The following is an 11,951-nucleotide window of genomic DNA, read 5'->3' on the forward strand; positions in this document are numbered from 1 at the left end:
ATGCAGCTGTGGTCGTCACTGCCGGTACCGTCGATCCTGCTCGACGCCGAAGAGCGTATCGCCGACATGAACCCCGCCGCCGAAGGGTTCCTGAACAATTCCGCCAAGTGGCTGGTCGGTCAGCCGATCTGGGACCGGCTTGCGGTGGATGCGCCGCTGGAAGAAAGCCTTGCCCGCGCGCGCGCCAATGGCACGCCGCTGTTCGTCAACGATGTGGACGTGGGCACCGGCAACCGCCCGCCGCTGGTCTGCAATCTTCAGATTGCGCCGGTGCAGGGCTATCCGGGCTGGTTCATCATGTTGATCAGCCCGCGTGAGCTGGCCGGGCGCATGACCCAGAGCCATTCGGTCAAATCCGCTGCCAAATCCGCCATCGGCATGGCCGAGATGCTGGCGCATGAAATCAAGAACCCGCTGGCCGGCATCGCCGGTGCGGCGCAGCTGCTGTCGATGAGCCTGTCCAAGGACGATCTGGAACTCACCGACCTGATCGTTGCCGAAACCCGCCGCATCGTGAAACTGCTTGAACAGGTCGAACAATTCGGCAACCTCGTGGCGCCGGAAAAGAAGCCGGTCAACATCCACGACGTGCTGGACCGGGCGCGCCGGTCGACGCAGCTCGGCGTCGGCGGGCACATGAAATACGTCGAGGATTTCGACCCTTCGCTGCCCGCGGCCTACGGCGATCCGGACCAGTTGCTGCAAGTGATTCTGAACTTGCTCAAGAATGCCGCCGAAGCGGCGGACCCAAAATCCGGCGGCACCGTCCGGCTGCACACGTTCTACGAGCACAGCTTTCGGACGCGGCGCGCCGATGGCTCGGCGCAGAAACTGCCGCTTCAGATTGAGGTCATCGACGACGGCCCCGGTCTGCCCGACGATATCCGAGGCGACGTGTTCGACCCCTTCGTTTCGGGAAAAGAGAATGGCACGGGGCTAGGCCTCGCGCTGGTGAGCAAGATCGTTTCCGATCACGACGGCTGGATTTCGGTGGATTCCGTTCCGGGCCGCACTGTTTTCAGGATTTCACTTCCCCGCGCACCGCGCGAGACAGAGGAGAAGACGTAAATGGACGGCACCGTTCTTGTTGCGGATGACGACCGCACCATCCGCACTGTTCTGACACAGGCGCTCACACGGGCGGGCTGCAAGGTCCATGCCACCAGTTCGTTGACCACGCTGATGCGCTGGGTCGGTGAGGGCAAGGGCGACGTGGTGATTTCCGATGTCGTCATGCCCGATGGCAACGGGTTGGAAATGCTGCCCAAGATCCACCAGGATCGGCCGGAACTTCCGGTTATCGTGATCTCGGCCCAGAACACCATCATGACGGCGATTCAGGCCGCCGAGGCCGAAGCATACGACTATTTGCCCAAGCCCTTCGACCTGCCGGACCTGATGAAGCGCACGGCCAAGGCGCTGGACAACCGCAACCGGACGTCCAGACGCGAGGACGTGGCCACCATCGGGGCCGATGCCCCCGACGAGCTGCCGCTGGTCGGCAAGACGCCCGCGATGCAGGCGTTGTACCGGCTGGTCGCTCGGGTGATGAACACCGATCTTCCGGTGCTGATTTCGGGTGAAAGCGGCACCGGCAAGTCGTTGATCGCGCGCGCGGTCCACGATTTTTCCGACCGCCGGACCTTGCCCTTCATCACCGCGACCGGCGCCGATCTGTCGGATCTCGAAGGCCCGGCGCGCACGCTTGCGCGGGTCAAGGGCGGCACGCTGCTGATCGACGAAATCTCGGATATTTCCGACGAGATTCAGGCCCGAATCGTGCGCATGATGGATATTCCGGGCGAACATGTGCCGCGTTTCATGGCGACCTCGCAGGGCGATCTGAGCCAGGCGATGGAAGAAGGCCGGGTGCGCCAGGATCTGTACTATCGCCTGTCCGGCGCCACGATCAACGTGCCGTCCCTGCGTGAGCGGGTCGAGGACATCGCGCTGCTGACCGATCATTTCCTGGCCCGCGCCGAACGCGAGGGCGCGCCCAAGCGGTGGCTGTCCAAGGATGCCTCGGAGCTGTTTCGCGCCTACAGCTGGCCGGGCAACGTGCGGCAACTGGAAAATTCCGTGCGCCGCCTGTCGCTGACCAGCCGCGCCGAGGAAATCAGCCGATCCGAGGTCGAGGCGGTGCTGGGCAACCAGCCCGACACCGGCCCGATCCTGCGCGGGGGCGACGCGGAAAAGCTGGGCACCTCGGTCTCGCGGCATCTGCGGCGCTATTTCGATCTGCACGGCAACATGTTACCGCCGCCTGGCTTGTACACGCGCATTCTCAAGGAGGTCGAGGCACCCCTGATCGAGATCGCGCTGGAGGCCACGGGCGGCAACCAGGCGAAATGCGCCGACCTGCTGGGAATCAATCGGAATACGCTGCGAAAGAAGATCACCGATCTCGATATTCGCGTGACACGCCGCCGCAAACTGATGTAAAAGGATCACATAGATGTGGCCTCGCCGCGTCGCCTGACGGGTTATCCACAGAAAATTCGTCAGGGGATGGGTGATAGAAGCCACAGAATATGGCGGTTCGCTGTCCGCGACCCCGAGGCAACGCCGTTCTGGCACCGGGCAGCACATCAAGGCGAGGTACCTCTGTGGCCATTCGGGCACGGAAATCTGTTTCGCGTGGCATGACGTGGGCGCGGATCGAGCGGATTCGCAGGATGCGCCGGGTGCAGAACGCGGCGACTCTGGGGCTTGTGCTGCTGGGTCCCGTGCTGGCGCTTGGGACCTTTGCGGTGCTCGGGCCGCTTGGATCGGGCAGCGGGTCCGAAATGGGGCTGCGGCTGATCCTGCTTGCGGATCTGGTCTATGTGCTGCTGCTGGCGGCGCTGGTGCTTGCGCGGGTGGCGCGGATGATCTCGGCCAGGCGCGCGCAGTCTGCCGGGTCGCGGCTGCATCTGCGCCTGACCGGGGTCTTCGCGCTGATGGCGCTGTTGCCGACGGTCACGGTGGCGGTGTTCGCGGTTCTCACCATCAATATCGGACTGGAGACCTGGTTTTCCAGCCGGGTGCAGAACGTGGTCGGCGCATCGCTTGCCGCCGCCGAGGCCTATGAATCCGAGCAGCGCGAGGGCCTGACCGAAGACGTCGTCGCGCTCGGGAATTTTGTCGATGCGGCGCGGCGCGCCAATTTCGCCTTTGATGACGGTGATATACGGCAGATCCTTCAACAGGGGCAGGGGCAGATCCAGCGCGGCCTGCGCGAGGCCTATGTCATCGACGGCAGCGGCACGATCCGGGCGCGCGGTGAACGCAGCTACCTGTTCGATTACGAACAACCCACCACTGCCCAGCTGACGCTTGCGGAGGCCGAAGGCGTGGTCATGGTGCCCGACTGGGACAATCATGAACTGCGCGCGCTGGTGCCGTTGCGCGCCTTTGCCGACCGTTACCTTTATGTCTCGCGAAGCGTCGATGGCAACCTGCTGGACCTGCTGGACGAGACACAGGAGACCGCGCGCTTTTACCAGCAGCAGGAAACCGAACGCGGCCGCCGTCTTTTTGATTTTGCGTTGCTTTACCTGGGCTTCGCCGTTCTTCTTATCCTGGCGGCGACCTGGCTTGGCCTGTGGTTCGCCGAACGCCTGGCCCGCCCGGTGGGGCGGCTTGCGGGCGCGGCGCAGCGGATCGGCGCGGGTGATCTGGACGTGCAGGTCATCGAAGATGAGGGCGATGACGAAATCTCCATGCTCGGGCGTTATTTCAACCAGATGAGCCGTCAGCTCAAAGCCCAGCGCGAGGCGCTTCTGGAAAACACCCGGCAGATCGAACGACGCCAGCGGTTGTTCGATTCCGTGCTGGGCTCTGTGACTTCGGGCGTGGTGGGACTGGACGATTCCGGGCGCGTGACCTTCGTGAACAAGTCCGGCGAGCGGTTGCTGGGCTGGCATGAAACCCGTGCCGAGGTGCCGATCACCGTGGCCGTGCCCGAATTCGGCTCGCTGTTCCAGAAACTGCGCGACACCGGCCACGAGACCGCGACCGAAGAGGTCAAGGTCAGCCGTGAGGGCCGGCTGGAACATCTGCTGGTGCGCATGTCGGTGCGCCGCCGCGCGGACGCCGCGCTGGAAGGCTATGTGGTCGCGTTCGACGACGTGACCGATCTGGTCAGCGCGCAGCGCATGGCCGCCTGGGGGGACGTGGCGAGGCGCATCGCGCATGAGATCAAGAACCCCCTTACCCCGATCCGCCTGTCCGCCGAACGCATTCAGCGCAAGTTCGGGCGGCAACTCACCGGCGAGGATGCGGAAAAGCTGGCCCAGATGACCGAAGTCATCGTCCGCCAAACCGAAGACCTGCGTCGCATCGTCGATGAATTTTCCAAATTCGCCCGGATGCCCGCGCCCGAACGCAGGCCCGAAGACCTTGCCGCGATCCTGCGCGGCGCCGCGCTGTTGCAGGAAGCCGGTCAGCCCGACGTGCGCTTCAGCGTCGATATTCCCCAATCCGGGATGCCGGCAGAACTGGATGCGACCATGATCGGTCAGGCCTTGACCAATCTTATCAAAAACGCCGGAGAGGCCCTGGATACGCTGCGGGAAAAAGGCGCGCCAGAGGGTCACGTTCCTGAAATTCGCATCAGCCTGGCGACTGACGGTGACCGGGCGCTGATCCGGATCAGCGACAATGGCATCGGGCTTCCCGAAGACCGTGCCGCGCTGTTCGAACCTTACGTCACCTCTCGCGACAAGGGCACCGGCCTTGGTCTGCCCATCGTCAAGAAGATCATCGAGGAACACGGCGGCAGCCTGAGCCTTGAAGACGCGGAGCCCTTCGCGGCGTCCGCCCATGCCGGGGCCATGGCGGTGATCCGCCTGCCGCTCGGGCTCGTGCCGGCGCGCCCGGCCACCAACAAGCAGACCGTGATTTCCGAACTGGAGGGGCAGACATGAGCGACATCCTTATCGTCGACGACGAACGCGATATCCGAGAGCTGATCGGGGACATCCTCGAAGACGAAGGTTACAGCACCCGGCTTGCGGCGAATTCCACCGAGGCCATGCACGAGGTGAACGCCGAACCGCCGGGTCTGCTGATCCTCGACATCTGGCTGAAGGACAGCAAGATGGACGGGATCGACATTCTCAAGACCGTCAAGCGCGACAATCCCGACATCCCCATCATCATCATTTCCGGGCATGGCAATATCGAAATCGCCGTCGCCGCGATCAAGCAGGGCGCTTACGATTTCATCGAAAAGCCGTTCAACATCGACCAGCTGCTGGTGGTGATCCGGCGCGCGATGGAAACCTCGCGCCTGCGCCGCGAGAACCAGAAGCTGCGCCGCCGCGAAACCGAGGTCTGCGAGATGATCGGCGAGAGCGGGGGCTTTCGCGGGCTGGTCAGCCAGCTTGACAAGGTGACGCGCTCGAACGGGCGGGTGATGCTGACCGGCCCCGCGGGGGCGGGCAAGGAAGTCGCGGCGCGCTATATCCACGCCCATTCGGGCCGTGCCGCGGCGCCCTTTGTCACCGTCAATTGCGCCGGGGTGGCGCCCGATACCATGGAAGAGGTGCTGTTCGGCCGGGAAAGCCCCGAACGCGGGGTCGAGCCGGGGTTGCTGGAACAGGCACATAACGGCGTGCTGTATTTCGACGAGGTGGCGGATATGCCGCTTGGCACCCAGTCCAAGATCCTGCGCGTGCTGGTCGATCAAAGCTTTTGCCGTGTCGGCGGGCAGGACAAGGTGCGGGTCGATCTGCGGGTGATTTCATCCACCAACCGCGACCTTTTGGACGAGATCGCAAGGGGCGCGTTTCGCCAGGAACTGTATCATCGGCTGAACGTGGTGCCGATCGCCGTGCCGTCGCTGTCCGAACGACGTGAGGATATTCCGCTGCTCGCGAACCATTTTATCCAAAGCTTCAACAAGGCGCAGGGCCTGCCGATGCGTGCGTTGTCGGCCGACGCGGTGGCGCTGTTGCAGACGATGATCTGGCCCGGAAACGTGCGCCAGCTCAAGAACCTGGTCGAACGGGTGCTGATCCTGGGCGATGGCACCGGCCCGATCGAGGCGCGCGAGTTGCCCCAGGATGCGCCCTCGGGCGATGACGAAGAGGGCCGCGTGGTCCTGTCGGGCACGCTTGCCACCTTGCCGCTGCGCGAGGCACGCGAGGCGTTCGAGCGCGAATACCTGCTGACGCAGATCAACCGCTTTGGCGGCAATATCTCACGCACGGCGGCCTTTGTCGGCATGGAACGCTCGGCGCTGCACCGCAAGCTCAAGTCGCTGGGGGTGGTGACCGGGCCGAAATCCGGCGGGCGCCTTGCCTATATCGACGAGGATCAGTCACAAAGGGTCGGCTGAACGTGAAATCCCTTATCGCGGCGGGGCTGGTGTTCGCCCTTGGCGCCTGTGCCGGGGACCGCCCGCCGCGCGCCATGCACATCGCTGCCGAAGAAACCCCCGAAGCTCGGCTGTCCGAGGTCACGGCGGCGCTGCGCGCGCTCGGCCCCGGCGTCGACCCCGCCGAAGCCGCCCGCGCCGCCGACATCGCCCTGCGCGACCCGCTGCACTGGGCGCGCGAATGGGACGTTACCGATCCTCCGCTCATTCACAACTTCAAGGTGGTGAACGGCTTTCGCGACAAGGGCGTCTGCCAGGATTGGGCCGACGCGCTGGAAATCGCGCTGCATGCACAACGGTTCCGCACGCTTGATCTGCACAGGGCCATCGCCAATGGGCGTACCCTGTCGCTGGAACATGCGACGGTGGTGGTGACGGCCAGCGGGCAGGACTGGTCGCAGGGCCTGGTCCTGGATCCGTGGCGGCTGGGGCAGGGCCGACTGTGGTGGGGTCGGGTCGATGCCGATCCGCGCTATGACTGGGAAAGCCGCGAAAGTTATCGCGCCTGGCGCGACGCGTGGCAGGCCAGATCACGCCAGGCGCAGCGCCCTGACGCCTTCCGCTAGAAACGATCCCGGCCGACGCGCCCGCTCCTTGCCACTCAGCCCGGCGTTGACCCCTCGTGCGGCCCGTGCCATGCCGGGGAACGAACCAACGGGGACCAGACATGAAAGTCATCATCTGCGGCGCGGGGCAGGTCGGCTGGCAGATCGCCCGGCACCTTTCGGGGGAACGCAACGACGTCACGGTCATCGACAGCAACCCCGATCTGGTGCGCCGCGCCACCGATACGCTTGACGTCCAGGGCATTGCCGGGTTCGCCTCGTATCCCGACGTGCTGGACAAGGCCGGGGCGCGGGATGCGGACATGATTATCGCCGCGACCTATTCGGACGAGGTCAACATGGTGATCTGTCAGGTCGCCCATTCGATCTTTGCCATCCCGCGCAAGGTCGCCCGGCTGCGGGCGCAATCCTACCTGACGGCGATCTATTCCGATCTGTACCGGCGCGACCACATGCCCATCGACGTGGTGATCTCACCCGAAAAGGAAGTGGCCGAAGCCGCCTTGCAGCGGCTTGCGGCGCCCGCCGCCTTTGATACCGAACGCTTTCTCGACGACGGCGCGCATTTGCTTGGCCTGACCATCGCAGACGATTGCCCCATCGTGAACACACCGCTGCGTCAGCTGACGGAGCTGTTTTCAACCCTGCGCGCGGTGGTGGTGGGCATCCGCCGCGACGGAACGCTGTTCGCGCCCGAACCGCGCGACCAGATCTTTGCCGGGGATTCATGCTATGTCGTCACCCACAAGGACGACATCCACCGCACGCTGGAAATCTTTGGCAAATCCCAGAAGAAACAGGAACGCGTGGTCATCATCGGGGGCGGCAATGTCGGGCTTGCGGTGGCCAGCGCGTTGGAAAAGCGCACCGAACGCGTCCGCGCCAAGGTGATCGAGCGGGATCGCGCCCGCGCCGAGCGCGCCGCCGACGCGCTGGAAAAGACCATCGTGCTGCACGGCGACGGGTTGGATTCCGCCCTGCTGAACGAGGCGGGAATCGAGCGCGCGGATGCGGTGCTGTGCGTGACCGCCGATGACAAGACCAACATGCTGGCCGCGGTGCGCGCCAAGGCGGCCGGGTGTTCTTATGCCATCGCGCTGGTCAACGACCCTACGCTGATCCCGCTGATGGAACCGCTTGGTGTCGATGCCTTCATCAACCCGCGCGCCACCACCGTCAGCTCGATCCTGCGCCATATCCGTCACGGGCGGGTGCGCTCGGTCTATTCCATCGGTGACGCCGAGGCCGAGGTGATCGAGGCCGAGGTGCTGTCGACCTCGTCCATGGCCGGCAAGATCATCCGCGAAATCGACTTTCCCGAAGGCGTGCTGGTCGGCGCGGTCTGCAAGGAGGGCAAGGTGATCAAGATCACCGGCGATCTGCGCATCGAAGACGGCGACCGCGTGGTGATCTTTTCGCTGACCAAGGATGTGGCGCAGGTGGAAAAGCTGCTCCAGGTCTCGATCGACTTTTTCTGAGCCATGGACACGCTTGTGCGCCTTCCGCTGCTGCTGTTGCTGACCGGGTTATCGAGCGCCTCGATGATCCTGCCCGCCGCCGTGGCCCTTGCCGAACAGCAATACCACGACGCGCGCAGCTTTTTCTACGCGGCCATCGTCGGCATTGTGGTCACCACGCTGATCGCTATCGCGATGGCGACGCGGCAGCATCATCGCACCGCCTCGCGCCAGCTGTCCGCGCTGATGCTGGCGTTCGTTCTGCTGCCGGCGATCTTTGCGGTGCCCTTTCACGAAGCGGTGCGCACGACCACCTTTCTGAATGCCTTTTTCGAGATGGTATCAAGCTTTACCACCACGGGGGCGACGTTGTTCGAACCGGCGCGGTTGTCGTCGTCCGAACATCTGTGGCGCGCGCAGGTGGGCTGGATGGGCGGGCTTTTGATGTGGGTCGCCGCCGCCGCGATCCTTGCGCCGCTGACGCTGGGCGGGTTCGAAATCACCGCGCGCGGCGAGCCGGGCCAAAGCGTCGATGCGGGGGCCGCACGGCGCGACATGTCGGACCCGGCGCAGCGGATGATGGTTTCGGCGCGCACCCTGGTGCCGATTTATGCGGGGCTGACGCTGGCGCTGTGGATCATGCTGATGGTTGCGGGCGACACGCCGCTGGTGGCGATCAGCCATGCGATGTCGGCCATGGCGACGTCGGGCATCTCGCCGGTGGGCGGGCCATCCGGGGCGGCGTCGGGCCTTGCCGGAGAAATGATCTTGTTCTGCTTCCTGTTCTTCGCCCTGTCGCGCCTGACCTTTTCCAGCGACACCGGCGCGGCGTTTCGCCCCCGGCTCAAGGATGATCCCGAATTTCGCATGGGCCTGGTCTTGGCCGGGCTGGTGCCGTTGCTTTTGTTCCTGCGCCACTGGATCGCCGCCTTTGACATCGGGACAGAACAGAACTGGCTTCAGGGGCTCGGCGCGCTTTGGGGAAGCGTGTTCACCGCGCTGTCGTTCCTGTCGACCACCGGCTTCGTCAGCCAGCACTGGGCGGCGGCGCAGGGCTGGTCGGGGCTGCCGACGCCGGGGTTGATCCTGATGGGGCTTGCCATCGTGGGCGGGGGGGTCGCGACGACGGCGGGCGGCGTCAAGCTGCTGCGGATCTATGCGTTGTACCTTGCGGGCAAGCGGGAGCTTGAACGGCTTGTGCATCCGCATTCCATCGGGCGCAACGGCGCGCTGGCGCGGCGGATGCGGCGGCAGGGGGCGTTCATCGCCTGGGTGTTCTTTATGCTTTTCGCGATGTCGATCGCTGTGTTTTCGCTGATCTTCTCGTTGTTTAACATCGACTTTGAAAACGCGATGGTGCTGACCATCGCCGGCCTGACCAATTGCGGCCCCCTTATTCCCTTTGCCGCCGAGGTTCCGGTCAATCTTGTGCAGCTTGGCCCCGGCGCCAAGCTGGTGCTTGCGGGCGCGATGGTGCTGGGGCGGCTTGAGCTGATGGCCATTATCGTGCTTCTGACCCCGGACATCTGGCGCGACTGACCTCGGCTGCCTTCCGCAAGGGCAACCGCCGGACAGAGGCGCATCTTTGCGCCGTCGCCGTAGTTTTTTGCACTGGAAGTTCCGGGGCGCACACGACATACTCGCCCGGAAGAGGGATGAAAGCCCCGCGACAAGGGGCAACAAAAAAGGCAATTTCAATGGCTTCGGACAGACAAAACCTGCAGGACGCATTTCTAAATCACGTCCGCAAGACCAAGGTTCCGGTGACTGTTTTTCTGATCAACGGTGTCAAGCTGCAGGGTGTCATCACCTGGTTCGACAATTTTTGCGTGCTTCTGCGTCGTGACGGCCAATCGCAGCTTGTTTACAAGCATGCGATTTCGACCATCATGCCATCGCAGCCCATAAACCTTTACGACGGCGACGGCACCGATTGAAAGAGCATGATACGCATGTGACCCGCGCCTGGGTTCTGCATCCCGACATCCGCTTCGAGCGCGATCGCCGCGATGCCGACATGGCGCTGGAAGAGGCGGTTGCCCTTGCCGCCGCGCTCCCCAACCTCGATGTTGCGGGGGCCACGGTCGTGCCCTTGCGCGACCCGCATCCGGGAACCCTGTTCGGCTCGGGCAAGATCGAGGAGCTGCGCGCGCGGATCGAGGCCGAAGAAATCGAACTGGTGCTGGTCGATGGTCCGGTGTCCCCGGTGCAGCAGCGAAATCTGGAAAAGGCGTGGAAGGTCAAGCTGCTTGACCGGACGGGGCTGATCCTTGAAATCTTTTCCGATCGTGCCGCGACGCGGGAAGGGGTGTTGCAGGTCGAAATGGCCGCGCTAAGCTATCAGCGCACGCGGCTGGTACGCGCCTGGACCCACCTTGAACGTCAGCGCGGCGGGCTTGGCTTTGTCGGCGGTCCCGGCGAGACGCAGATCGAAGCGGATCGCCGCGCCATCGACGAACAGCTCGTGCGCCTGCGCCGGCAGTTGGACCGCGTGGTGAAAACCCGCGAATTGCACCGCAAGGCGCGCGCCAAGGTGCCCTATCCGATTGTCGCGCTCGTCGGCTATACCAACGCCGGAAAATCGACGCTTTTCAATCGCCTGACCGGGGCGGACGTCATGGCCAAGGACATGTTGTTCGCCACGCTCGACCCGACGATGCGGGCTGTGCGCCTGCCCACGGGCATCGACGTGATCCTTTCGGACACGGTGGGATTCATCTCTGATCTGCCGACCGAACTGGTCGCGGCCTTTCGGGCCACGCTCGAAGAGGTGATCGCGGCGGACATCATCCTGCATGTGCGCGACATCTCCCACCCCAATACCGCCGAACAGGCGCGGGACGTGGACCAGATCCTGACCTCGCTCGGGGTGAACGAAGACGTGCCCCTGCTTGAGGTCTGGAACAAGACCGACCGGCTGGACCCCGAAAGCCATGACGCGATGCAGGCGCGGGCCGACCGGGACGAGGGGGTCTTTGCCGCATCCGCCCTGACCGGCGCCGGGCTGGACACGCTGCTGCGTGCGGTGACAGACCGGTTGCAAGGCGACAGCATCGAAGAAGATCTGCGGCTGGGGTTCGACGACGGTAAGCGCCGGTCATGGCTGTTCGGCAAGGGGTTGGTGCTGGACGAGCGTCAGGACGACGACGGCTCGCTGCTGCGTGTGCGCTGGTCAGCCACGGATCGGGCCCGGTTCCAGACCCTGTGACAAGGCTGCGGGGCGTTGCCACGCAAGGGGGCATCCACCGGGGAAGCGAGCGATGGGCGTACCGTGGGCATTGTCCATGCCCCTGCGAGGTGGCGCAGCCGGTGCCTGCGGTCGATGCCCGACTGCGGTATCTTGAACATCTGACGTCAGGGGCCGGGGTACGGCGCATTCCTTCATCTTGCCTGACAAACTCCCGCCGGAGGCAGGCGCGACCTTGTGGCCAGGTGCTGTGCAGGGACAGCGCGCAATGTATCCCTCCGGCGGGGGCCGTCTGACGGGGCGTTGGAGGCGATGATAAGTCCGACGTTATGGTCGACCTTACGGTCACACCCCGGATCGAGATCCTGTCCACCGAGGAT

At 64.4% G+C, this 11,951-nt stretch carries 9 protein-coding genes; all 9 read left to right on the plus strand.

Features of this window, described 5'->3' with window-relative positions; genetic code table 11:
* The 9 genes from ATI53_RS18445 (at position 1) to hflX (ending at position 11,592) form a co-directional block, all read left to right on the plus strand.
* On the plus strand, positions 1–1,068 hold the full coding sequence (locus ATI53_RS18445) for a two-component system sensor histidine kinase NtrB (protein WP_034453563.1): 1,068 nt from the start codon (positions 1–3) through the stop codon (positions 1,066–1,068).
* On the plus strand, positions 1,069–2,442 hold the full coding sequence (locus ATI53_RS18450; RefSeq protein ID WP_009506900.1) for a response regulator: 1,374 nt from the start codon (positions 1,069–1,071) through the stop codon (positions 2,440–2,442).
* A gap of 233 nt (positions 2,443–2,675) precedes the next feature.
* The gene (locus tag ATI53_RS18455; RefSeq protein WP_009506899.1) at positions 2,676–4,907 is read left to right on the plus strand and encodes a sensor histidine kinase NtrY-like; all 2,232 of its coding nucleotides are present in this window, start codon (positions 2,676–2,678) and stop codon (positions 4,905–4,907) included.
* Positions 4,904–6,322 (plus strand): nitrogen assimilation response regulator NtrX, encoded by a 1,419-nt coding sequence (gene ntrX / locus ATI53_RS18460; RefSeq protein WP_009506898.1) that lies wholly within the window; start codon positions 4,904–4,906, stop codon positions 6,320–6,322. Before ATI53_RS18455 ends, ntrX begins: the two co-directional genes overlap by 4 nt.
* 2 nt (positions 6,323–6,324) lie before the next feature.
* On the plus strand, positions 6,325–6,927 hold the full coding sequence (locus tag ATI53_RS18465; protein WP_111551064.1) for a hypothetical protein: 603 nt from the start codon (positions 6,325–6,327) through the stop codon (positions 6,925–6,927).
* Between the two features lie 101 nt (positions 6,928–7,028).
* The gene (trkA, locus tag ATI53_RS18470; protein ID WP_009506896.1) at positions 7,029–8,405 is read left to right on the plus strand and encodes a Trk system potassium transporter TrkA; all 1,377 of its coding nucleotides are present in this window, start codon (positions 7,029–7,031) and stop codon (positions 8,403–8,405) included.
* 3 nt (positions 8,406–8,408) lie between these two features.
* Entirely contained in the window at positions 8,409–9,923 is a 1,515-nt protein-coding gene (locus tag ATI53_RS18475; RefSeq protein ID WP_009506895.1) for a TrkH family potassium uptake protein, read from the plus strand.
* A gap of 158 nt (positions 9,924–10,081) precedes the next feature.
* Positions 10,082–10,321, plus strand: coding sequence for an RNA chaperone Hfq (gene hfq / locus ATI53_RS18480; RefSeq protein WP_009506894.1), 240 nt, complete (start codon positions 10,082–10,084; stop codon positions 10,319–10,321).
* A gap of 17 nt (positions 10,322–10,338) precedes the next feature.
* Positions 10,339–11,592, plus strand: coding sequence for a GTPase HflX (gene hflX, locus ATI53_RS18485; RefSeq protein ID WP_009506893.1), 1,254 nt, complete (start codon positions 10,339–10,341; stop codon positions 11,590–11,592).
* The last annotated feature ends 359 nt before the right edge of the window (positions 11,593–11,951 follow it).

The sequence above is a fragment of the Salipiger aestuarii genome (genome assembly GCF_003259905.1).
Taxonomy (GTDB): Bacteria; Pseudomonadota; Alphaproteobacteria; order Rhodobacterales; family Rhodobacteraceae; genus Salipiger; species Salipiger aestuarii.

Bases quoted from the DNA above. Each gene is read 5' to 3' on its own strand.
- ATI53_RS18445 (WP_034453563.1), top strand. From the start codon at position 1: ATGCAGCTGTGGTCGTCACTGCCGGTACCGTCGATCCTGCTCGACGCC.
- ATI53_RS18450 (WP_009506900.1), top strand. From the start codon at position 1,069: ATGGACGGCACCGTTCTTGTTGCGGATGACGACCGCACCATCCGCACT.
- ATI53_RS18455 (WP_009506899.1), top strand. From the start codon at position 2,676: ATGCGCCGGGTGCAGAACGCGGCGACTCTGGGGCTTGTGCTGCTGGGT.
- ntrX (WP_009506898.1), top strand. From the start codon at position 4,904: ATGAGCGACATCCTTATCGTCGACGACGAACGCGATATCCGAGAGCTG.
- trkA (WP_009506896.1), top strand. From the start codon at position 7,029: ATGAAAGTCATCATCTGCGGCGCGGGGCAGGTCGGCTGGCAGATCGCC.
- ATI53_RS18475 (WP_009506895.1), top strand. From the start codon at position 8,409: ATGGACACGCTTGTGCGCCTTCCGCTGCTGCTGTTGCTGACCGGGTTA.
- hfq (WP_009506894.1), top strand. From the start codon at position 10,082: ATGGCTTCGGACAGACAAAACCTGCAGGACGCATTTCTAAATCACGTC.